At 41.4% G+C, this 22,282-nt stretch carries 21 protein-coding genes; 14 read left to right on the top strand and 7 right to left on the bottom strand.

The genetic code is table 11. The annotated features are described in order from the left end of the window. Positions 1–127 precede the first annotated feature (127 nt). Positions 128–1,423, bottom strand: a complete 1,296-nt coding sequence (gene tyrS, locus SD427_RS05260) for a tyrosine--tRNA ligase (RefSeq protein ID WP_320561017.1) — start codon at positions 1,421–1,423, stop codon at positions 128–130. Between the two features lie 108 nt (positions 1,424–1,531). On the opposite strand from tyrS, the gene SD427_RS05265 reads away from it, so the two are divergent. Next, entirely contained in the window at positions 1,532–2,092 is a 561-nt protein-coding gene (locus tag SD427_RS05265; RefSeq protein ID WP_320560229.1) for a sigma-70 family RNA polymerase sigma factor, read from the top strand. Between the two features lie 164 nt (positions 2,093–2,256). Here SD427_RS05265 and SD427_RS05270 read toward each other — a convergent pair whose 3' ends face one another. Then, positions 2,257–2,889, bottom strand: a complete 633-nt coding sequence (locus tag SD427_RS05270) for a hypothetical protein (protein WP_320560230.1) — start codon at positions 2,887–2,889, stop codon at positions 2,257–2,259. 108 nt (positions 2,890–2,997) lie between these two features. Between SD427_RS05270 and lipA the strand changes: the two genes are divergently transcribed. Together lipA and SD427_RS05280 are read left to right on the top strand one after the other, a co-directional pair. Continuing rightward, on the top strand, positions 2,998–3,864 hold the full coding sequence (gene lipA, locus SD427_RS05275; RefSeq protein ID WP_320560231.1) for a lipoyl synthase: 867 nt from the start codon (positions 2,998–3,000) through the stop codon (positions 3,862–3,864). 173 nt (positions 3,865–4,037) lie between these two features. Further along, complete coding sequence (locus tag SD427_RS05280; RefSeq protein WP_320560232.1) at positions 4,038–5,231, top strand: MFS transporter; 1,194 nt, start codon at positions 4,038–4,040, stop codon at positions 5,229–5,231. A 72-nt stretch (positions 5,232–5,303) separates the two neighbouring features. Here the strand turns inward: SD427_RS05280 and SD427_RS05285 are convergent, their stop codons facing one another. From SD427_RS05285 to SD427_RS05300, 4 genes are all read right to left on the bottom strand, one after another. Then, positions 5,304–5,684: an STAS/SEC14 domain-containing protein gene (locus SD427_RS05285; RefSeq protein WP_320560233.1), complete on the bottom strand. Its 381-nt coding sequence runs from the start codon at positions 5,682–5,684 to the stop codon at positions 5,304–5,306. Between the two features lie 151 nt (positions 5,685–5,835). Beyond that, on the bottom strand, positions 5,836–6,513 hold the full coding sequence (locus SD427_RS05290) for an SIMPL domain-containing protein (protein ID WP_320560234.1): 678 nt from the start codon (positions 6,511–6,513) through the stop codon (positions 5,836–5,838). Between the two features lie 147 nt (positions 6,514–6,660). Next, complete coding sequence (locus tag SD427_RS05295; protein WP_320560235.1) at positions 6,661–7,011, bottom strand: hypothetical protein; 351 nt, start codon at positions 7,009–7,011, stop codon at positions 6,661–6,663. Positions 7,012–7,097: 86 nt separating this feature from the next. Beyond that, the gene (locus SD427_RS05300) at positions 7,098–8,075 is read right to left on the bottom strand and encodes an SIMPL domain-containing protein (RefSeq protein WP_320560236.1); all 978 of its coding nucleotides are present in this window, start codon (positions 8,073–8,075) and stop codon (positions 7,098–7,100) included. A 153-nt stretch (positions 8,076–8,228) separates the two neighbouring features. On the opposite strand from SD427_RS05300, the gene SD427_RS05305 reads away from it, so the two are divergent. The 3 genes from SD427_RS05305 (at position 8,229) to SD427_RS05315 (ending at position 11,388) form a co-directional block, all read left to right on the top strand. Beyond that, positions 8,229–9,983: a histidine kinase gene (locus SD427_RS05305; RefSeq protein ID WP_320560237.1), complete on the top strand. Its 1,755-nt coding sequence runs from the start codon at positions 8,229–8,231 to the stop codon at positions 9,981–9,983. A gap of 41 nt (positions 9,984–10,024) precedes the next feature. Next, positions 10,025–10,759 (top strand): LytTR family DNA-binding domain-containing protein, encoded by a 735-nt coding sequence (locus tag SD427_RS05310; RefSeq protein WP_320560238.1) that lies wholly within the window; start codon positions 10,025–10,027, stop codon positions 10,757–10,759. An 89-nt stretch (positions 10,760–10,848) separates the two neighbouring features. Continuing rightward, positions 10,849–11,388: a lipocalin family protein gene (locus SD427_RS05315; protein WP_320560239.1), complete on the top strand. Its 540-nt coding sequence runs from the start codon at positions 10,849–10,851 to the stop codon at positions 11,386–11,388. Between the two features lie 111 nt (positions 11,389–11,499). Here the strand turns inward: SD427_RS05315 and SD427_RS05320 are convergent, their stop codons facing one another. Continuing rightward, positions 11,500–11,976, bottom strand: coding sequence for a hypothetical protein (locus tag SD427_RS05320; RefSeq protein WP_320560240.1), 477 nt, complete (start codon positions 11,974–11,976; stop codon positions 11,500–11,502). A gap of 112 nt (positions 11,977–12,088) precedes the next feature. On the opposite strand from SD427_RS05320, the gene SD427_RS05325 reads away from it, so the two are divergent. The 8 genes from SD427_RS05325 to gldD all read left to right on the top strand — a co-directional run bounded on the left by SD427_RS05325 (position 12,089) and on the right by gldD (position 22,264). Then, positions 12,089–13,339, top strand: coding sequence for a CinA family nicotinamide mononucleotide deamidase-related protein (locus tag SD427_RS05325; RefSeq protein WP_320560241.1), 1,251 nt, complete (start codon positions 12,089–12,091; stop codon positions 13,337–13,339). Between the two features lie 142 nt (positions 13,340–13,481). Then, positions 13,482–15,509: a M13 family metallopeptidase gene (locus SD427_RS05330; protein ID WP_320560242.1), complete on the top strand. Its 2,028-nt coding sequence runs from the start codon at positions 13,482–13,484 to the stop codon at positions 15,507–15,509. A 207-nt stretch (positions 15,510–15,716) separates the two neighbouring features. Beyond that, a complete protein-coding gene (locus SD427_RS05335) occupies positions 15,717–17,816 on the top strand; it encodes a M13 family metallopeptidase (RefSeq protein WP_320560243.1) in 2,100 nt (699 codons plus the stop codon). Between the two features lie 256 nt (positions 17,817–18,072). Then, on the top strand, positions 18,073–18,519 hold the full coding sequence (locus SD427_RS05340; RefSeq protein ID WP_320560244.1) for a type VI secretion system contractile sheath small subunit: 447 nt from the start codon (positions 18,073–18,075) through the stop codon (positions 18,517–18,519). 21 nt (positions 18,520–18,540) lie between these two features. Next, positions 18,541–19,905, top strand: coding sequence for a DUF5458 family protein (locus SD427_RS05345; protein WP_320560245.1), 1,365 nt, complete (start codon positions 18,541–18,543; stop codon positions 19,903–19,905). Positions 19,906–19,979: 74 nt separating this feature from the next. After that, positions 19,980–20,438, top strand: a complete 459-nt coding sequence (locus SD427_RS05350; RefSeq protein ID WP_320560246.1) for a hypothetical protein — start codon at positions 19,980–19,982, stop codon at positions 20,436–20,438. Positions 20,439–20,475: 37 nt separating this feature from the next. Then, positions 20,476–21,519, top strand: a complete 1,044-nt coding sequence (mutY, locus tag SD427_RS05355; protein ID WP_320560247.1) for an A/G-specific adenine glycosylase — start codon at positions 20,476–20,478, stop codon at positions 21,517–21,519. Between the two features lie 187 nt (positions 21,520–21,706). Next, positions 21,707–22,264 (top strand): gliding motility lipoprotein GldD, encoded by a 558-nt coding sequence (gene gldD / locus SD427_RS05360; protein ID WP_320560248.1) that lies wholly within the window; start codon positions 21,707–21,709, stop codon positions 22,262–22,264. Positions 22,265–22,282: the final 18 nt, after the last annotated feature.

Below are 22,282 nucleotides of genomic sequence, written 5' to 3' on the forward strand. Positions count from 1 at the left end.
ATATCATATACACAAGACTGTCTTTATTTAAGGGCAGTCTTTTGTATAGATGAATGAGAATATAAAATAACATGGGCGCGGAATCAATTCCGCGCCCATGTTATTTTTTATTAAATCCTGAATTAACTTAGATAACCTTCACAATAAAATAACTTTTCTTCCCTTTCTGAAGCAGTAAAAACGTGCCGTCAATAAGGTCGCTTTCATTGGCAGTGAAGGTATCGTTGATTTTCTGTTTGTTCACAGAAACGGCATTTCCCTTAATCTCTCTTGAAGCTTCACTCTTGGATTTCAGAAATCCTGATTTTTCAGAAAGAAGGTCAACAGCAGGGATACCCAGCACATCAGACTTTTCCAGTTCTTTCTGCGGAACGCCTTCAAATACTTCAAGGAAGGTTTCCTCATCCAGGCTTACCAGATCCTCCGCCGTTGAACGTCCGAAGAGAATCTCCGAAGCTTTGAGGGCTTTCTCATATTCTTCTCTTCCGTGCACCCAGACCGTCACTTCTTCAGCGAGTTTTTTCTGAAGAGCTCTCTCGTGCGGTGCTGTTTTATGATTTTCAATTAATGCTTCAATTTCTTCTCTGCTTAAGAAGGTATAGAATTTAATGAACCTTTCGGCATCACCATCCGTTGCATTCAGCCAGAACTGGTAGAATTTATACGGTGAAGTCTTCTTTTTATCCAGCCAGTAATTTTCGCCGCTTTCGGATTTCCCGAACTTGGAGCCGTCGGCTTTGGTAATTAAAGGCACCGTCAGGGCAAAGGCTTCTCCCTGTGCTTTTCTGCGGATCAGTTCCGTACCGGTGGTAATATTTCCCCATTGGTCTGAACCGCCCATCTGAAGCTTTACATTATTATTCTGGTACAGGTGCAGAAAATCATACCCCTGGATCAGCTGGTACGTAAATTCCGTGAAGCTCATTCCATCTGCGCCGCTTTCCCCGGAAAACCTCTTTTTCACGGAATCTTTTGCCATCATATAGTTGACCGTAATGTTTTTACCAACATTTTTAGCAAAATCAAGGAAAGAAATATTTTTCATCCAGTCATAGTTATTCACCAGCTCCGCTTTATTGGGGCCGTCCCCTGAGAAATCCAGGAATCTTGAAAGCTGGTTTTTCAGGCAGTCTACATAATGAAGAAGCGTTGCTTCATCCAGGAGGTTTCGCTCCGCAGACTTTCCGGACGGGTCACCGATCATTCCGGTAGCACCTCCAACCAGAGCAACGGGCTTATGGCCGTGCTGCTGGAAATGGGCCAGGATCTTGATCTGGATAAGGCTTCCGATATGCAAAGAATCAGCAGTAGGGTCAAATCCGATATACGCGGTGGTAACCTCTTTATTCAGTTGTTCATCGGTTCCGGGCATCATATCGGCAAAAAGACCACGCCATTTCAGTTCTTCTATAAAGGAATTCATTGCTATTTTCTTTAAATTATACGGTGCAAAGATAATAAATTCAGTGGGATGTCGCCCACGGTCTTCGCGCTTTGCAGATTTCATCCAAATCCGTTATATTTGTCTATCATGAACGACGAACAATTATTCCTGCTCATCGGTAAAGCGAAGGCAAAGGACCAGAAAGCCCAGACCAGGCTCATCAATATTTTTTGGGTAGATGTTTTCTCTTTCGTGATGAAGAAAGTTCATGATGAAAACGATGCCGATGAAATTACGGTGAACGTTTTTTCAAAAGTGCTTTCAAAGCTGGATATGTACGATCCGCATTTTCAGTTCAAGACCTGGGTGCTGACGATTGCGCAGAATACCATCATCGATTTCTGGAGACGGAAAAGCCGTGAAAACCAGGACCCTACAGAAAATCTGGAAGAAGTAAAAAATCAGTATGCCAAATCTCCGGAAGAACTGATGATCTCTGCCGAAGAACAGAAGAAAATCATTAAAACCATCGAATCGCTGGATGCCAATTACCAGGATATTATCAAATTAAGGTTTTTCGAAGAGAAAAGCATTAAGGAGATTGCAGAAGAACTGGGGATTTCCGTAGCCAATACCAAAGTCCGGGTAATGCGCGCAAAAAAAGTTCTTGCTGAATTATTGAAGAACAACGAGTTTGAGGATATTTGATTATATGGATTGATTATTTACACTTGTTTAGATTTAACTTTAAAAATTAATATTTTGAATATCAGGTGATTAAGCAGATATGATTCAATAAGAATCTGCGGTCAGATATTTAAAATTATATTTTTAAATAAGCATCTTCAGTACTAAGTTGCTCATGTTAAAAATCATAAGTAAACATCTTCTTTTGTCTCAGGAAGCGTGATTTTCCTTTGCTCTTTCTGATGCCTGTTCTGAAGATTGACTTTCAATCCTTTTTTAATATACATTTCCTTTTTTGATTTTCCGTATTCGGCGGTATTTTCAACCTCTTTTTCAAAATTCAGCTGTCCTGTGGAAAGATTAAAGTCCACACTTGAAAAATATTCTTCCGGTTTTCCATAGGTGGAAGCATATCCGATCAGCTCAAAACGGCCGTTCTGAAACCTGTATTTATCAGTATAGCCCCATTTCCAGCTGCTTCCTCCGGCCTGGGTAATCATCAGTATTCCTTTTTTGATTTCGGTATCCTGGTAAGGGTCACCCATCATGCCGCCTCCTTTGCTTCCCAATACCGCATTTCTTGATTTTTCAAGGATTGTCCATTTTCCATTGACTTTTTTCAGGATCTGTATTTCACGGATATTTCCTGAATCAGTAACATCCTGCGTATTATAAATCATTACTTTTTCAGGAATTCCATCGCCGTCCAGGTCACCGTCCACGGTTTGAATTATTTCGGAACCTTTCGGCTGGAATTCTTTCTGGGCATAGCCGTACGTGCTGAAAATGGCGAATAGGAAGCAGACGGTATTTTTCATAAAGTAATTTTAGCAGTTAAAATTACAAAATTATATGTTTCATCAATCTTTGTCTTTGATTGTTTCGATAAAAAATTCACTAACTTTGAACCTCAATTTGAGAAATAAATGGAGAATCTAATTCAGGATACCACCGTTCAGAAACCAAAATGGATTCGTGTAAAGCTGCCTACCGGCAAGAATTACAGGGAATTAAGGACTTTGGTTGATAAATATAAGTTAAATACCATCTGCCAGAGCGGAAGCTGTCCGAATATGGGGGAATGCTGGGGAGAAGGTACCGCCACATTCATGATTTTAGGAAATATCTGCACAAGGAGCTGTGGATTCTGCGGGGTAAAAACCGGGAAACCCCTCGATGTCAACTGGGATGAGCCTGAAAAAGTAGCCCGTTCCATCAAATTAATGAAAATCAAACATGCAGTACTGACCTCTGTAGACCGTGACGATTTAAAAGATATGGGATCGATCCTGTGGGGCGAAACGGTAAATGCCGTAAGGAGGATTTCCCCCGGAACCACCATGGAAACGCTGATTCCGGATTTCCAGGGGGTTACGAAGCACATAGACCGCCTCGTTGAAGTGGCACCTGAAGTAATTTCCCATAACATGGAAACGGTAAAAAGGCTGACGAGAGAAGTAAGGATCCAGGCAAAATATGAGAGGAGCCTCGAGGTTTTAAGATATCTTAAAGAAGCCGGCCAGCGAAGGACAAAAACCGGAGTAATGCTCGGCCTGGGAGAACATAAAGATGAAGTATTCCAGACCATTGAAGATATAAGGAATGCCAATGTAGACGTTATTACAATGGGGCAGTACCTGCAGCCGACCAAAAAACATTTACCCGTAAAGAAATTCATTACCCCTGAAGAATTTGATGAGTTCGGGAATTTTGCCAGAAGCCTCGGGTTCCGGCATGTGGAAAGCTCGCCGCTCGTAAGAAGTTCTTACCACGCAGAAAAACATATTCATTAAAGTACAGATCGCTCCGCTTCAACCGGAGCGATTTTTTAATAACCGCAAAATGGGTTTGAAGTTAATATAGGACCGGTTTACATCATTCCGGTTAAAGTATACATAATGATTTCTGCGCAATTTTGCATTCTTAAACAAGGAATTGCATCCTGACGATAAACAATAAAGAAATAATGAAGATTGATAAAAGAATTATTCCCCTGGCCATCGGAGGCCTGGGGATCGGAACTACTGAGTTTACAATTATGGGCCTGCTGCCGGATATCGCAAGAAGCCTGGATATCAGTATTCCCGAAGCGGGTCACCTGATTTCAGCCTATGCTTTCGGGGTAGTGGTGGGAGCGCCGCTTTTGATCGGGTACTCCGTAAAATTTCCTCCTAAAAAAGTACTGATGGCACTGATGGTGATTTTCACCGTGTTCAATGCCCTGTCTGCCATTGCACCGGACTATACGACGATGATGATAATCCGTTTTCTGTCCGGACTTCCGCACGGTGCCTTCTTCGGTGTGGGAACGGTTGTGGCAGCCAGGATGGCATCCAAGGGAAAAGCAGCGTTCTATATTTCACTGATGTTCACCGGGCTTACGGTGGCTAATCTTGCCATGGTACCTCTGGTAACGTATATCGGGCATATTTTTCACTGGCGCTGGTATTTTGCAATTGTCGCGGTAATCGGGCTGCTGGCATTGCTCTTTTTAAAGCTCTGGCTTCCTGTTCTGGAGGCCAATAAAGATACCCGCTTTACGGAAGAGATAAAATTCCTTAAGAGAAAACAGGCCTGGCTGGTTCTGATGATCACAGGAATCGGTTTCGGAGGGCTTTTTACCTGGTTCAGCTATATCACTCCGCTGATGACCGTGGTTTCCGGTATACAGGAAAGCCGGATGGCCTATGTGATGGTTTTGGCCGGGGCCGGAATGGTGGTGGGCAATCTCGCCGGTGGATATGTATCTGACCGGCTGAGTCCTGAAAAAACATGTGTTTTACTGATGACTCTAATGATGGCGGCACTGGCAGGTGTGTTTTTCCTTTCAGAATACCAGGGGATTTCACTGGCGCTGACTTTCATCTGCGGAGCCTTATCCATGTCAGTTGCTGCTCCGATTAACATCATGATGATGAAAGCCGCTCCGAAAAGCGAAATGATGGCTGCCGCTTTTATGCAGGCCGCTTTCAACATAGCCAATGCAATGGGCGCTTTTCTGGGAGGGATTCCGTTGGAGAAAGGCTATTCCTATAATTATCCGTCACTGGTTGGGGTTGGGATGACCATGATCGGGCTGGTAATCGCTTTCCGGTATAAAAGCCTGTACGGATCAGGCTCCGAGGATAAAAATAAAATGGCAGCGGAGCGTATTTCCTGAAAATAATAGATATATCCGGCGGGCTCATCTGAGCCCGCCGGATATATCTTGATACAGACAGCTTAGCTTTGCCTAAACTTCTACTTCATTTCCGTTTTTACACCAGTATAATGCATTATAAAGGTTCTCTTTAGGAAAAGATTTGAATTCTCCCGGCATTACCACACTGAAAATATCAGTGAATTTCTGTACGCCTTCCTTATCTGTCACAATAGCTGCCCGGTTCCAGTTGGTCAGGTTTTTTAATCCTAACAGGACATCCTGCATCCATGCACCCATGCTGAACTTATCAAGGTCCGTATTCAGGTAAAGTAAATAATTAAGTTCATTATACTGTTCTACCTTCTGTTTCACATGAGGAATGACAAGGTTTTCAAAATCTTCTTTCGTTATCTCTCCCGTTGCGCTGAAAGCGGCAACATTTTCCGGAGCTTCTGGAATAATCGTTATCATATCGTTATATCTGTTGTGGTTTGATTTTACGTTGATAACAAAAATTAAACCATTATAAATTCTGAGAATCTGACAAAATCATTTCAGCAGCCGGAGCATTTTTAAGTTTCCACAGGCATGTTTCGTAATCAATTCGGGATAGATATGGCATTTAAAGGATTTCATACCTTGTTTTGATGCTGTATTTAAGCTTGATATTGTCAATATTGTCAAAAGAATAATCAATTCCCGTATCTGCGGTTTCCATCTGTACGTTGCTTACCCTGGCAGATTTATAGGCAACAGGTAAAATCATATCACTGGTATAATCTTCGATCTCCGTGATTTCAAGGGGAGCTCCGACTTTTTTACCGATGCTTTCCATCAGGTAATCCGCTTTTTCTCTCGCTGCTTTTAAAGCGTTGATCTTAACGGCTTTCCTGTAGTCCGCGATTTTTGTATTCTTGATTTCCGCGATGTTGACATTGCTTACCCATTTCTGGTTAAGGTTTTCAAACAGGCCGGACATGTCCGCTTTTTTAGTGACTTTAAACTGAAAGCTTTTGGTAAAAACCTTGGTTTTGGAATACAGGTTCTGGTACATCGATTTGAATTTGATGTCCTCGTTTTTTATTCCGCTTTCCTTCAGGATATCAAATAACTTTTTCTCGTTACTGGCCAGGTCGTTTTTATTATCTCCCTTAATTCCGACATTAAAGATGATTTCATCCGGTTCCACTTCCATCTCAGCAACACCGGTTACTTCAACAGCATTTTTCTTTACTTCCTGTGCATTCGCAAAACCTGTCAGTGTAAAGAATCCGATTAATAAAAAATGTGTCAGTTTCATAATTGCCTTTTTTAATTCTAAAGTAAAAGTAGGGAATATTAAAGCCGGAAACCGGAAGACTTGGTGAACGGGGATTTTCACTGGGTGAAATGGAATAATCAGATTTGATTTGATTAATTTCTAATTAATTTTCTGCGGACCGTTTCATCAGTGGGTTAAAATAATCGATTTGCCGCCCTGTGTGACCAGCTTTTTCACCTCAGTAAATAATTTTGTTTTTATGATAAGTTCATCTGCATTTTCGGAAATGGAATAGACATTTGATGTCAGTAATGCGTGATCCGGCGCATGTCCGAATAATTTCGTTGAATCCGATTGACGGACAGAATAAAAATCAACTTTATAGTCACCGCGGCTGTCCTGATAGTATTTGTAAATAATTTTTTCATTTTTATCACTTGAAATGATTTTGGTTTCTATAAAATTCCGCTGTTCCAGGAAGGAGCAGTTCTGCAAAAGCAGTGCAGGAAGCAGGAGAAGGAGTACATGTTTTTTCATGAGACAATTGATATGAGATCTGGTGATTGTTTTTACAAATGTATACTATGTTAAACAGCTGGCTGTTAACGCAGTTTCAATTAATGTTAAGGTTTTGTAAGCAGGCTCAGGTCTTTAATTTCTCCGTTGGGCGTAACTAAGATATAACGGTTGGTTTCCTTCACAGGCTGAACAGCTGCAGCTTCCCGTGTCTTTTCCTTTTCACGGTTTACCGTGAGTTTGATTTCATACATCACCTGGATCACGGGCTCATGGATCACAGGATTGATCACAAAATCAAATTCCTTATCCAATATGGGCTGATAGTAAGATGTAATGGATTTAGAAGCCTGCGTGACGTTGGTAAACTTATTTAATGCCAGGGAAGAACTGTTGTACGCTTCGTAAGATTTGTACATTTCCGTAGGCAGGGAAGTTCTGTAGCCATCACTGATGCTTTTACCGGCCGCAGCAAAGCTTTCACCCAAAAGGCTTTCCAGATTTTTTATTTTTTCCTGTAAAGCAAGTCTTGCCCTGTTCATCAGCTCTTTCCGGATATTTTCCATACTGCCGGCAAAATAATCGACCCGTACCAGATCGTAAATTTCATTTTTTGATAAAACGGATATAAAATCATTGAGCTGAGAGGGATCGGTAAACTTAAGATGAATGTTTTTCTTCAGTTCAAACCCGGCAGGCACTTCATTATAGGTCTTTTTGCTGAATGTTTTCTTCTCAGCAAGATACTGGTAAACCGGAACAAAAGAAATCATGTCCACATAGATTCCTATACTTTTGTTAAGCCTTATCCGGTCTAAGGCAGAATAGATCCGCTGATCCATCAACTGGTTGACTTCCTCTGCACTTCCCCCGGTCTGCGTAACGCTGAATATGGCAACATAATGCTCTGCTTTTACATTCGCCAGTCCTTTTACACTGATGAGATTTTCATTTGCAGCAGGTGTGGCAATACTGATATTGACATCACTGTACTGAACCTGATTCCGGTAATTGATATTCCCCGAAACCTGTGAAAAAGAAAAGTTAAAAAATAAAACCGAAGCGGTTAACAGAATGTTTTTCATAGTTTTATATTTGAATTATGCTGCAAACTTAGCTTCAAAAACCCGGGGAGAAACTCCGGACTTGGTAAAAGCGCAATCCCACTTGGTGAATCGTTTCCGGCACACTGCAGATATGCATATCTTTGTTTTATGGAAAGGGTTAAAATTTTTTTGTTGCTGTTACTCATGTTTACCGGGACTACAATGCATTCCCAGGTTAATATGGCACAGGAAATCCGGACGCAGAGCAAAAAACTTCAGAAGGCCGTTGATAAGGAGGACGAATCTGCCCAGGCTGATTCTTATTACCGGATTGGCGAAGCGTTCTTTAATGACGGGAATTTTTCAAAAAGTGAAGCCTATTTTTCAAAAGCGAAAACCATCTATGAAAATCTTAGAGATAATCCCAATATAGAAAAAGCAAGCCGCAGGTTGGCCCAGTCGCAGGAAAAACAGAACAAGATTTCGCCGGCCATCAGCAACTACAGCAGAGCAGCAGAGGCGGAGTCCGGGCCTTCCAAAGCACAATCTGTGAACTCCAATGATGCGGCAAGGCTTTCATCAGCTTCACCTGAAATCAAGACAGAAGCCATTCAGAATAACATCCGGATCAATGAAAAGGAAAATGAAAAGGCAGACCTGGCCATGAGTTACAGCCAGATGGCGGATGTGAATATCAGGGAGAAAAATATCCGGGGAGCAGAAGAGAATTTAAATAATGCCTACAAAATTTCTAAAAAAGAAGCGCCTCAGCAGGCTTTAGAAATCAACCGGAAGCTGACGGATTTTTACGTTAAAAATAAAAAATTCGACAAAGCCATTGAAACCCAAAAAAAGGTTTTAAGAGAAGATTTTGTGAAAGGGGATTCCCGGAAGGAAGTAGAGCAGATGCAGGAACTGGCTGATATTTACATCAGGAAAAACGATACGGAAGGTGCCATTGGTTTGTTTAAAAAATCCTATAGTATTGCTTTGAATAAAGGCCACACGCTGGAAGCACAGAAAAGCGTCAGGAAACTGGATAGTCTTTTTGATGTCTCCGGGAATACCCGTGCTTCTGTCCGGCTGTACCGGGATTTCCTTGGGAAACTGCCTGATCTGGTCGCCAAGGACAAAAGCCTGGCAGATGATAAGATCCTTGAAGATACGGAACAGCGGATCGAGCAGCTGGAAAAAGAAAAAACACTTAAGGATGAATTGATCCGCAAAAAGAATATTTTCAATTACGGGCTGATGGGTGCCTTGATAATCCTGATAATCCTGGTCATCTTTATTTTCAGGACGCTGAAAAAGGTGCAGGTAAGAAATAAAAAAATCGCTTTGCAGTCGCTGCGCCGTGAAATGAATCCGCATTTTATCTTTAACAGTTTAAACAGTGTAAACCATTTTATCGCAACCAATAATGAGTTGGAGGCCAACCAGTATTTAACAAGGTTCTCTAAACTTATGCGTGGCGTCATGGAAAATTCCGCTGAAGATTTTATTCCTTTTCAGCAGGAACTGGACTTGCTTCAGAATTACCTGGCCCTGGAGAAAACACGTTTTACCGATAAATTCGATTATGAAATTGAGGTTGATGAAAATTTAAATATCCAAAGCCTGAAAGTTCCCGGCATGCTGGTACAGCCGTTTCTGGAAAATGCAATCTGGCACGGTTTACGTTACAGAACCGCAAAAGGATTCCTGAAGCTGAGCTTTAAAAAAGACAAACAGCATCTGATCATCAGGATCGAGGATAACGGAATCGGGATTGAAGAAAGCAGGAAGCAAAAAACACAGCACCAGAAAACACGCGAGGGCCGCGGCATGAAAAATACCCTGGAAAGGATCTCGCTTCTTAATGATCTATACAGACAGGATATTGAATGCAGCATTACAGATAAAAAAACGGAACCGGGCGTTTTGGTGGAAATAAGCTATAAATTATAAAAAGCTGATTTTAATATGAATTGTAACCTAATTCCTAAAACATGAAAATACAATCCGTCATCGTAGATGATGAAAAAATGGCAAGGGATGTTTTAAGAAACTACCTCACCAAATACTGTCCGCAGGTTGAGATCGCGGGCGAGGCTGAAAACATTAAAGAAGCTGTCCCGCTGATTTCCGAAAAGCGTCCGCAGCTTGTTTTTCTGGATGTGGAAATGCCTTTCGGAAATGCCTTTGACGTTCTTGAAGCTACTCGTGAGTTTTCTTATGAAACCATTTTCATTACTGCCTTTTCACAATATTCACTGCAGGCTTTAAATAAGTCGGCAAGCTATTATATTTTAAAACCGATCGACATTCAGGAACTCATTGCAGCCGTAAATAAGGCAGCGGAAAGTATTGAGAGAAAAGAGGAACTTAACCGCAATAAAATCCTCCTAGAAAACCTGAAGCTGAAACCTGAAAAACAACAATTGATTTTGCCGACTTTGCAGGGTTTTGATGTGGTAAAAACGGAAGACATCATCAGGCTTCAGGCAGACGGGAATTTTACACAGGTCTACCTTACCGACGGCTCAAAGAAAATGGTCTGCCGCTTTTTAAAGCACTTCGATGACCTTCTGGAAAAACCGTTTGTGAGGGTTCACCGTTCGCATATCATCAATACCGGTTTTGTGAAATCCTATCACAAAAGCGGAACGGCAACATTGTCAGACCATACGGAAATTGAAATCTCTGGAAGCTTCAAAGAAGAGTTCCTGAAAATCTTTTCCTGATCTAAACAATGCCTTGCAGATAATGAAAGTTAAACATCAATTTAAGGCATCATTTTTGAAGTTTAAGGTACCACATCAATAGGTATATTATGAAAATGCTGAAAAAAATCGCAATCCCCGTTTCACTGGGTATTTTAGGGTTGGTTATCTTAAACTCATGTTCCGTAGGAATCCCTGATGGAGCGACGGCTGTAAAGGATTTCAATGCTGACCGTTACCTGGGGAAATGGTATGAAATCGCCCGTTTTGATTACAGGTTTGAAAAAGATTTGGATAATGTAACCGCAACTTATTCCAAAAATGAAGACGGGACCCTACGCGTTGCCAACCGTGGTTACAATTATGTGAAAAAAGAATGGAAAGAATCCATAGGTGAGGCAAGATTTGTAAATGATCCGTCAGAAGCCAGGCTGAAAGTATCGTTCTTTAAACCTATTTGGGCAGGATACAACGTAATTGATATCGATGATAATTACCAATATGCCTTGGTCGTAGGGAACAGTGTAAAATACATCTGGATCCTTTCAAGAACAAAAGAAATTCCCGAAACCATCAGGCAGAAATTCCTTGAAAAGGCAAAAAGCCTTGGCTATAATACCGGTGAGCTGATCTGGGTAAAACATAATTAAGTCATTACCAGAAACTTATTATTCCCAATATAATAATATAAGGTTTGTCATTCCATAATAACCTAATGCTTATTTGGCAGCACGCTCCCATGGAATGACAAACTTTATTTTTTAGTTTAACCGTTTATATTCTTTCCATTCCTCGAAACGATAGTCGATTACCTGCTTCATCAGGTCATAATTTTCGTACTTATCCTCAATGTGGTAAAAGGTTTCATATTCATAGTCATGTTCTTCAGCTTTAGTATCAAAAAGATTCACATAATCATCGGCAAATGAACTGAACCTGTTTCCGAAATCCGTATCATCTTTATAATAGTCTTTTGCAAAGCTGTTTCCCATCGTATTGAGATCATGCTCGGAAAACTTTCCGTCCAGGGCTTCCATCACAAATTCCGCACCTGTGATCTCCCTGCGTTTTAACACTTCTATTTCCTCCCGGACATCTTCTTTCAGCTCATCGGAAATCAAATCTTTATCAATGCACCAGTTCAGGAACATACCGGTATGGGTAGCCCCGTTTTTTTCGGGAAGCCCTTCAGGAAAATCATTTCCGTAATGCCATGAAGCATCATCGTATTTAGACATACTTAATTATAGTTTTAAACAATTCCTGCCAAAAATATAAAAAATCAATTTATATTGTCCGGCAAAGAGAATTTCCCGTCATTTGTAAAAGAATTTTTTCGAACATTAATATATGAAAAATGCTGTTCTGATTACCATCGGTGATGAAATCCTTTCAGGAAATACGGTAGACACCAATTCCAATTTCATTGCTTCGGAGCTTAAAAATATAGGGATACAGGTTTCACAGATCCTTACGATTTCAGATGAAATAGAAACCATTAAAAAAGCAATCGGGTCTTCTTTTGAAACGGGTGATTTAATCATCACAACGGGCGGTTTAGGCCCCACACGGGATGATAAAACCAAAAAAGCCATTGCTGAATTTTTCAGTGATGAAATTGCCCTGGATGAGGTTACCTTCAACCATCTGAAAGCTTATATGGAAAAGCGAGGCCGGCTGGAAATCCTGGAGCGGAACCGGGAGCAGGCTTTTGTGCCTACAAAATCCACGGTTTTCCAGAACCATTTCGGGACGGCACCCTGTATGATGATGGAGCAGGACGGGAAACTGCTGTTCAGTCTTCCCGGTGTTCCTTATGAAGTGAAGCCGCTCATCAAGGACCAGATCATCCCTTACCTGCACAATAAATTCAGCCTGCATTATATTTCATCAAGAATTGTGTCCGTAGTCGGGATCCCGGAAAGTATTCTGGCCGATACCGTTGAAAGCTGGGAACTGGCTCTGCCTGAAAATATCGCTTTGTCCTATCTGCCGGTTGGGACCCGTGTCAAGCTGAAGCTTACGGCAACCGGTGAAAATGAACCTTTCCTGGAGCAGCAGCTGGAAGATGAGATCCGGAAACTGCTTCCTCTGATCGATGGTCATGTGATTGCTACCTCCGGAGATAAAATTGAGAAAATCCTGGCGGAAATCCTGGCAGAAAGAAAACTGACAATTTCCACGGCAGAAAGCTGTACCGGCGGGGAACTGGCAAAAATGCTTACCGTAAATCCCGGCAGTTCATCTTATTACACCGGCGGAATGGTAGCGTATGCCACAGACCGGAAAATAGAGATCTTAAAAGTTAAAAAAGAAACCGTTGATGAGTTTACCGTTGTAAGTGAACAGGTAGCTACAGAAATGGCGGAAGGCTGTCAACAACTGTTTGGTACCCGTATAGCTCTGTCTACCACAGGAGTGGCCGGGCCCGGAAAAGGGGAAGACGGCAAAGAAGTGGGGACGGTTTTCTACAGCATCAGGATTGATGATCAGGCCGTGACTTCAAAATTATACCTGCCGCATCTCGAAAGGCCGGATTTTATGCATTTCGTTTCACAGAAAGTCCTTCAGGATCTGGTATCGATGCTGATCGGCAACTGATCGTTTATAGACTTATCCTGAAATCAGTTAAAAGAACCGGAAATGAGAAAGGAGCTGCAGCTTCCTGCTGTTTTTATAAATTCTGTTCCTGAACGTAACAAATTTTAAAAAGTATATACTTATTATATAAATTGTAATTATAATGAAAAAACTAACACTTTCCCTGTTTTTGCTGGCAGGGATCTGTTCACAGAATGTGAGCGCCCAGTCTGCAGACAACGGTCTGGATCTTAGCCTGATGGATAAATCAGTTCGTCCACAGGATGATTTTTATAACTTTGTAAGCGGAACATGGATGAAAACCGCCAAGATTCCTTCCGATAAGCCAACCTGGGGAAGCTTCAATAAACTGGCAGACGATACGGACAACAATTCCATGACCATTTTGAATTCTCTTCTGAAAGACAAGTTCGCAGACGGAACAGAAGGCAGGAAAATTCAGGACCTGTATGCAACCTACATGAACATGCAGAAAAGAAATGCCGACGGGATCAAGCCGATCCAGGCAGACCTGAATAAAATCGATGCCATTAAAAACCTTGCTGACCTTCAGAACTATTTAATCTCCGTAACCAAAGACGGTGAAAATACATTCTACGGATGGGGCGTGGACGCAGACCTGAAAAATTCTAAAATGAATGCCGTGTATCTGGGTAACGCATCACTTGGACTGGGAAGGGATTATTACCAGAAAGTCAATGAAAAAAATACGGAAGCCCTTGCAGAATATACAAAATATGTAGCTTCCATGCTTAAAGAAATAGGCTACAAAAATGCCGATGCCGCTGCCAAAGGAATTGTGGCTTACGAAAAGAGCATTGCACAGACCTATCTTACCAACGAGCAAAGCCGGGACAATACCCTTCAGTACAACCCTGAGACCATGTCACAGCTTTCAGGACTGGTTAAAAATGTCGATCTTCCGGGCTATCTTAAAAAAGTCGGGGTAAGTGCAGATAAAGTAATCATCGGGGAACTGGGATATTATAAGAACCTGGATAAATTTATCAGTACACAGAACCTTCCGGTTATCAAAGATTACCTGAAATTCCACCTGGTTCACGGGAATGCATCTTATTTAAGTGAAAAACTGGGGGATACCAGATTTGCGTTCTACGGGAAGTATTTAAGAGGCCAGCAGGAGCAGAGAGCATTAAACAAAAGAGGATATGAGCTGATCAACGGTACTTTGGGTGAAGCTTTCGGAAAATTATATGTTGATAAATATTTCCCGGCAGAAGCCAAGGCGCAGATGGTGGAACTTATCGACTATTTAAAGAAAAGTTTTGCCGTTCACATCAACGGCCTTGCCTGGATGTCTTCCACCACAAAGGTAAAAGCCATGGAAAAACTGAACAAGTTTACGGTAAAAGTGGCTTATCCGGATAAATGGAAAGATTATTCAAAGCTGGATATCGTTTCAGAAGCCAAAGGAGGAAACCTGTATTCCAACCTTCAGAATATCACGGAATGGCAATACAACAAAGACCTTGCTAAAATCGGGAAGCCGGTGGATAAGACAGAATGGGGAATGACGCCGCAGACGGTAAATGCCTACTATAATCCGGTAAACAACGAAATCGTTTTCCCGGCCGCCATCCTTCAGCCGCCGTTCTTCAATCCTAAAGCAGATGCTGCCGTTAATTTCGGTGGAATCGGTGCGGTAATCGGTCACGAAATGAGCCACGGCTTTGATGATTCAGGGGCACAGTTTGATGCAGACGGTAACCTGGTAGACTGGTGGACTTCGGAAGACAAGGCCAACTTTGAAAAAGCAACAAAAGCACTGGCTTCCCAATATGATAAATATGAGCCGGTAAAAGGGACAAACGTAAACGGAACCTTTACCAACGGTGAGAATATCGCCGACTTAGGCGGAGTGAATATCGCTTATGATGCCTTACAGATGTACCTGAAAGACAAAGGGAATCCGGGTACAATCAGCGGTTATACACAGGACCAGCGGTTCTTCCTGAGCTGGGCAACGGTATGGAGAACGTTGTCAAGCGAGAAATATATGGTAAACCAGGTGAAAACAGATCCGCACTCTCCTGGGTATTTCAGGAGTTTCGGCCCGTTAACCAATGTTGATGCCTTCTACAAAGCGTTTGACGTTAAAGAAGGAGACAAGCTTTATAAAAAGCCTGCAGACAGAATCAAAATCTGGTAATAATATACCGTAAGAAAATAATAAACCGTTCAGCAATGAGCGGTTTTTTTGTGAAAAACAAAAGGTAAAAAGCGTTGTGCAGCTTATGTAAAGAATCATTAAATATCAATTTCAGATACCAGGCTTTTACGATTAATCATTTATCAGTGATAACCAATCATCATATTTCGTATATTTGATAAGTTGTGTAAATCAAAATTATATTCAATGAAAAAGATAAATATCGGAATACTGGCCTTATCAGGGCTTGTATTTTTAAACTCATGCGGTGCAGCCAAAACGGCCGGCAGTCAAAAACCCGAACCTATTAAAGAAGTAGTATCAGAGCCGGTGAAAAAAGAAGAAATAAAAGAAGAAGGAATCAATTTGTCCTATATGGATAAAAGTATCCGCCCGCAGGATGACTTTTTCAGCTATGTCAACGGAAATTGGGTGAAAACCACGCAGATTCCTTCTGATAAAGCCAGTTGGGGTTCCTTTAATGCCCTGAGAGAAAATGTAGACGATTCTTCTCTGGATATTTTAAATAAAATTTTATCCGAAAATTACACGGCAGGTTCCGAAGGACAGAAAATCCAAAACCTGTATGCGTCTTTTATGGATATAGATAAAAGAAATGCAGAAGGCCTGGCTCCGATAAAAGGAGACCTGGCAAAGATCGATGCCATCAAAAACCTGAATGACCTTCAGAAGTATCTGCTGGAAGCCACAAAACTGGGTGATAATTCATTCTATGGCTGGAGAGTCGGCGCAGATATGAAAAATTCCAAGATGAATGCCGTGTATCTTGGCGGCCCTGATCTTGGTTTGGGGAGAGATTACTACCAGAAAGTAAATGAAGCCAATACCAAAACGTTAGCAGAGTACCAGGCATACGTGGGGAAATTATTCGGTGTTTTGGGATATAAAAATGCTGATGCTGCCTCAAAAAATGTCGTTGATTTTGAAAAACAGCTGGCCAATTATCTGCTGACGCTTGAGCAGAACAGGGATGCAAATTTAAGGTACAATCCGAAAAATGTATCTGAACTTCCTGCTTTGGTTAAAAATATCAACCTGGCAAAATACCTGAAAGAGGCCGGAGTAAATACTGATAAAGTAATCGTCGGCGAACTGAAGTATTACCAGAACATGGATTCGTTCCTGACACAGAAAAACCTTCCCCTGCTGAAAGATTACCTCAAATACCATCTGATTAACGGCAATGCAAGCAATCTGGATGAAAAACTGGAACAGGTGAGGTTTGATTTTTATTCCAAATATCTTCAGGGACAGAAAGAACAGCGCCCGATGAATAAGAGAGGCCTTTCTCTCGTCAACAGTGTTCTCGGGGAAGCTTTCGGTAAACTCTATGTTGAGAAATACTTTACGCCTGAAGCGAAACAGCAGATGGAAACCTATATTGATTACATCCTGAAATCATTCAAGACCCATATTGATGACATGGACTGGATGTCTCCGGCTACCAAAGTAAAAGCACAGGAGAAATTATCCAAGTTCACGGTAAAAATCGCATATCCTGATAAATGGAAAGACTACAGCGAGCTGAATGTAGAAGCCCCGAAACAGGGAGCTACCTTATATTCCAACCTTCAGAATGTATCTGCATGGCAATACCAGAGAAGCCTTGATAAAGTAGGGAAGCCTGTTGACCGGACAGAATGGGGCATGACTCCGCAGACGGTAAACGCTTATTACAGCGGTTCAAATAACGAAATCGTTTTCCCGGCAGCCATCCTTCAGCCTCCGTTTTACAACCCTAAAGCAGATGCTGCCGTGAATTTCGGCGGGATCGGAGCCGTAATCGGGCATGAGATTTCTCACGGTTTTGATGACAGCGGTTCCAGGTTTGACGGTGACGGTAACCTTAACAACTGGTGGACCGATGAAGACCGTAAGAATTTTGATGCAAAAGTAGGGCAGCTGGCAGCACAGTACAGCGCTTACGAGCCCGTGAAAGGAAGTTTTGTCAACGGTAAATTCACCAGCGGTGAAAATATCGGCGACCTGGGCGGCGTCGCGGTGGCGTATGATGCCCTTCAGATGTACCTTAAAGATCACGGGAATCCCGGACTGATCAGCGGTTTCAATCAGGACCAGCGGTTCTTTATGAGCTGGGCAACGGTCTGGCGTACAAAATCCACAGACCAGTATATGACCAACCAGGTGAAGACGGATCCGCATTCCCCGGGTGTGTTCAGGGCTTTCGGGCCGTTGGTGAACCAGGATGGATTCATCAAAGCATTCGATATCAAGCCCGGAGATAAAATGTATAAAGCCCCTCAGGACAGGATAAAAATCTGGTAATCCGGATTTTAAAAGTTTAATGATTTAAAAACGCATCGGAAACGGTGCGTTTCTGTTTTATTTTCCCTAGCTTAGTAAAAGGATAAAATATGGATATGATTGATATTTTAACGGATTATTAAATATTTTAATAAAAACCTTGACAAAATTTTTTATGTTACAGTTTTTTTTTAAATTTAAACATTGGATTGGTCAGCTATTTGATGCTGATAAAAACGATTCACACCAACTTATAACATCTCAAAATAATAATAATATGGCAATGTTTAATTATGGCGTTGGCGGAAACGAAATAAAAGTGGACGCTAATGAAGCTATTCAGAACATACAGGAAAATAAATCGCTGATCGTAAGCCAGCTTACTACCGATGAATCTTATGTCCCTGAAATTGTAACCGGCTTAAAAACAATGGATGATGTCTTCAGGCATTTCCAGCCTTCTGTGAGCGTACAGCACGAAGCGGAAGACGGCAATGTGGTAGAAGAAGAGTTCCGTTTCCAGAGTCTCAGCGACTTCACTCCCAAAAGTCTTACCCAGAAATCAGATTATTTACAGCAGCTCAGCATTGAGCAGGAACAGTACAATAAAATCGTACGCCAGCTGAAAACCAATAAAATTCTGCGTAATATGCTGGAAAATGACCAGACAAGGGCGGCGTTTGTCGAAGTGTTAAAAGAAGTGGCTCAGGAACTTGAAAAATAATCTAAAGACGTTACATTAATCATGGACAGTAAATTACAGGCAGCTGAAAACCAGCAACAGCAGGGACAACAGCAACATGCAGGTCAGCCAAAAGGTAATCCGGTTGCCGAACTCAATAAAATAGGAGGTTTTGGTTTTGTAGAATCCGTTGTAGACGGCATCGCTAATATGAACCCCACCAGAAAAGCAAGGAAAGAAATTTTTCTTACAGACAGCAATAAAGCAGAAGAACGTAAAGAACTGCTTCAGAAAATAAACCTTTGGGTGGATCTTCTGGAAGGCAACGAATCTGCGGATAAAATGGCAGATATGTGTAAAAACAAAGCACAGTCTGCAGAGCAGAATTTAAAGCTCAATCTTAAAAATACCCTTGATACCGTTCGTGAACTGGAAACCAACTACAGAACGGTCGCCCAGTTTTACAAAAACACAGAACTGGATAAAGTGGATAATGTAAGCATCGTCAATGCAAGCCTTGATCAGGTTTCAGACTTGGACAATCCTGTTTTCATCGATGCAATTTCGGAAGAATTTAAAAATTACTATGACCGTCTTGACCTCAGGGATAATTATTCCATCCTTGCGATTCCTGGGTATCTGGGATCCAATAAAGTTATTGAAAAGTGGGCAAAGATCTGTAATGAGAACAAAGTGATGATGGTTACGGATTTTGCCAATCTTGACAAGCCGGATGATGTAGTAGACTTATTCCATTCGGCAAACCTCACAGGCGGTGAGCTGCACAGAAGTAACGTGATTATGACGTGTAACTGGCTTGTAGGCCGTGGAAAAGCAGAAGAAATAGGCGAGGAGGAAAATGTAGAGCTTCCGCCTTCCACTTCACTGGCAGGAAAGATCCATAAAACGCTGATGTCTCAGGTAGCTGCAGGTAAAAAGCATGGAAACATCAACGAAGTGGATGCTGTAAAATTCGAGCTTAAAAAGAGCGAGATTTCCCAGCTGGAAAAAATGGGACTGGTTCCCATGGTCAACGAATACGGGAAAATCATGGCATTCTCTGCAAAAACATTATTTACAGGAGATAATATCGGTCTTCAGACCTATTCCGTAGTGCGTGTATTCGACTATGTAACCAAAGTATTACTGGATTTCCTCAATAGAAGAGCATTCGAAAACTGGAATGCGAAGAATGAGGATGATTTAAGAAGACAGGTAGTTCAGTTCTTAGACAATATCAAAGGACCTGATAAACTGATTGAAAAATTTAAGATCGTCCGCTTCGAGCAGGACAGGGTCAATAAAGACAGGGTGTGGCTGGATATCCGTTTAACTCCTTATTTCCCTACCAAAAGTTTTGTTATTAAACTTGACGGGCACAAAGGAGATGACGGAAACGAATGGGATGCACAATACACTCAGGAATAAAAAATATTTATCAAGAATAATAAAAACCGATGCAATTTACATCGGTTTTTTTCTACCAAATCTTTAAAATTATAATGATGAAAAGAAGGCTGCTGTACTTTTTACCGGTACTTTTCATGACTTTTTCAATAAGCTGCGAAGATAAGAAGCTCCAAAACGAGCATAAAATTGATCTTTTTGCCAATGAAAGACAGGAAGGGACCGCTTATGTTATGGATGAACAGGAATGTTTTAATGCCAGCGATATGGTGGTTTCCGCTTCAGATGTAAAACTGGCAGACAGTTCTTCCGGCCGCGGCCGTCCTGTCTTTATCTATAAAATTGCTTCAGGAAAAGTCTTAAAAACAACAAGGGATTCTGTTGTTGTATTTCCGTTTGAGATATTGTCTAATCAAATGTTGAAATTGAAAAAAGATACCATGTATATGTATCTTAAAAAACTGGAAGGCTATCCTTTTATTGCCAAAGAAAAAAATCTGAAATACCAATGGCTGAGAACGGCCCCGGTTTATTCTGTAAAGAAAGAAGAGTAAATTATATTATCTTTGCCGGTATAAATGAGATGGTTTTTTGGAAAAGACAAAAGAAGATTCAAACTTTAAGCAGATAGGCAGTAAACTTCTGTCATGGTATAAAATAAATGCCAGGGATCTCCCGTTCAGGCAGACCAGGGATCCTTATAAAATCTGGATCTGTGAAATTGTTTTTCAGCAGACCAGGATCAGCCAGGGGCTCGGCCACTACAATAATTTTGTCGGAAGGTTTCCGGATGTGAAAACTTTGGCAGATGCTGAAGAGGATGAGGTCCTGTTGTACTGGAAAGGGTTGGGCTACTATTCAAGAGCCCTTAATATTCACAAGGCTGCACAGCAGATTATGAATGATTACCAAGGTGCTTTTCCGGATCAGTATGAAGAGATTTTAAAGCTGAAAGGCGTAGGGAAGTATACAGCAGCAGCCGTTTCCAGTATTTGTTTTGACGGTAAGATGCCAGCTGTTGACGGTAATTTTTACCGTGTGCTCAGTCGAGTCTTTGCTGATGATTTTGATATTTCAGGCTCCCGCGCGTTTACTTATTTTTCAGAATTGGCACAGCTGGTTCTTCCGGAAAATGTCGGGGATTTTAACCAGGCCATGATGGACCTGGGCTCGGAAATATGCAAGCCGAAAAATCCACTCTGCCATGAATGCCCTCTGCGTGAAGACTGCCTGGCTTTTTCATTAAGCAGGGTTTCGGAATTTCCGGTAAAAACAAAAAAAGCAAAGGTTCAGGATCTTCATCTCAAATATTACTTTGTTCACAGGAACGGGCAGTTTTTAATCCGGCAGCGGAAAGATGATTTCATCTGGAAAAAGCTGTTTGAGTTCCCTGATGAAATTCCGGAAGAGCTGATGCCTTTTATCCGGAGTGTACGGACTATGCAGCATAAGCTTACCCACAAAAACCTGAGCCTGGAAATTTTTAATGTTGAAATTGATTCCCAATCGGTTTGGGACCATTTTATTGCTGGAAACCAGTATATTATTACTGATGATGCCGGCTCTCATGAAAAGTCATTCCCGAAACCGCTGGAAAATTATATACGGAGCAGGCGCGAAGAATTGTTTTTTTAATTAAGAATACCTGAGACATGAAGAATTTTAAAACGGAATAATTTACATTTTTTCATACATAATATAAATTAAATGGCTCACCAACTTCGCTTTAAGACAGTTTTAATCCATCTGTTTATCATTTAAACCCGCTGAAATCCTGAAATTTGTGCCTTTAAATCTGAAATCTAATTTGTACTTTTGCAAAATGTTTAAAAATGCCCTTTTTATTTTTGCAGCCCTGCTTCTGGTAGCCTGCGGAAAAGATCCGGTACCAAAGCCTTACGGGGAACTGCGGCTGGAATATCCGGCACCGAAATACCAGAAATTTGAGAACAGTTGTTCCTATACGTTTGAATATTCTGATTTTGCAAAAATGACAGATGCCAAAAAGCCCTGCTGGTATTACCTGAACTATCCCAAAATGAAAGCCAAGATTTTCGTGACGTATTACCCGATACAGAATGATTTTGCCGATCACATCCGGGAAGCCGAAAAAATGGTGTACGAGCATACCATTAAAGCAAGTGCCATTGACACAAAGTCTTTTGAATATCCTGGTAAAAAAGTCTACGGAAACTTTTATGAACTGAAGGGGCAGAGTGCGTCTAACCTGCAGTTCTATATTACAGACAGCACGAAACATTTCGTAACGGCTTATTTATATTTTAACACAAGGCCGAAGCCAGATTCTCTGGCTCCTGCAGTGGATTATATCAAGAAAGATATGAAGCACCTGCTGGATACCTTTGAATGGAAAAATTAACTTACTTTTAATATACTT

Source organism: Chryseobacterium sp. JJR-5R (assembly GCF_034047335.1).
Classification (GTDB): Bacteria; Bacteroidota; Bacteroidia; order Flavobacteriales; family Weeksellaceae; genus Chryseobacterium.

Bases quoted from the DNA above. Each gene is read 5' to 3' on its own strand.
- tyrS (WP_320561017.1), bottom strand. From the start codon at position 1,423: ATGAATTCCTTTATAGAAGAACTGAAATGGCGTGGTCTTTTTGCCGAT.
- SD427_RS05265 (WP_320560229.1), top strand. From the start codon at position 1,532: ATGAACGACGAACAATTATTCCTGCTCATCGGTAAAGCGAAGGCAAAG.
- SD427_RS05270 (WP_320560230.1), bottom strand. From the start codon at position 2,889: ATGAAAAATACCGTCTGCTTCCTATTCGCCATTTTCAGCACGTACGGC.
- lipA (WP_320560231.1), top strand. From the start codon at position 2,998: ATGGAGAATCTAATTCAGGATACCACCGTTCAGAAACCAAAATGGATT.
- SD427_RS05280 (WP_320560232.1), top strand. From the start codon at position 4,038: ATGAAGATTGATAAAAGAATTATTCCCCTGGCCATCGGAGGCCTGGGG.
- SD427_RS05285 (WP_320560233.1), bottom strand. From the start codon at position 5,684: ATGATAACGATTATTCCAGAAGCTCCGGAAAATGTTGCCGCTTTCAGC.
- SD427_RS05290 (WP_320560234.1), bottom strand. From the start codon at position 6,513: ATGAAACTGACACATTTTTTATTAATCGGATTCTTTACACTGACAGGT.
- SD427_RS05295 (WP_320560235.1), bottom strand. From the start codon at position 7,011: ATGAAAAAACATGTACTCCTTCTCCTGCTTCCTGCACTGCTTTTGCAG.
- SD427_RS05300 (WP_320560236.1), bottom strand. From the start codon at position 8,075: ATGAAAAACATTCTGTTAACCGCTTCGGTTTTATTTTTTAACTTTTCT.
- SD427_RS05310 (WP_320560238.1), top strand. From the start codon at position 10,025: ATGAAAATACAATCCGTCATCGTAGATGATGAAAAAATGGCAAGGGAT.
- SD427_RS05315 (WP_320560239.1), top strand. From the start codon at position 10,849: ATGAAAATGCTGAAAAAAATCGCAATCCCCGTTTCACTGGGTATTTTA.
- SD427_RS05320 (WP_320560240.1), bottom strand. From the start codon at position 11,976: ATGTCTAAATACGATGATGCTTCATGGCATTACGGAAATGATTTTCCT.
- SD427_RS05325 (WP_320560241.1), top strand. From the start codon at position 12,089: ATGAAAAATGCTGTTCTGATTACCATCGGTGATGAAATCCTTTCAGGA.
- SD427_RS05330 (WP_320560242.1), top strand. From the start codon at position 13,482: ATGAAAAAACTAACACTTTCCCTGTTTTTGCTGGCAGGGATCTGTTCA.
- SD427_RS05335 (WP_320560243.1), top strand. From the start codon at position 15,717: ATGAAAAAGATAAATATCGGAATACTGGCCTTATCAGGGCTTGTATTT.
- SD427_RS05340 (WP_320560244.1), top strand. From the start codon at position 18,073: ATGGCAATGTTTAATTATGGCGTTGGCGGAAACGAAATAAAAGTGGAC.
- SD427_RS05345 (WP_320560245.1), top strand. From the start codon at position 18,541: ATGGACAGTAAATTACAGGCAGCTGAAAACCAGCAACAGCAGGGACAA.
- SD427_RS05350 (WP_320560246.1), top strand. From the start codon at position 19,980: ATGATGAAAAGAAGGCTGCTGTACTTTTTACCGGTACTTTTCATGACT.
- gldD (WP_320560248.1), top strand. From the start codon at position 21,707: ATGTTTAAAAATGCCCTTTTTATTTTTGCAGCCCTGCTTCTGGTAGCC.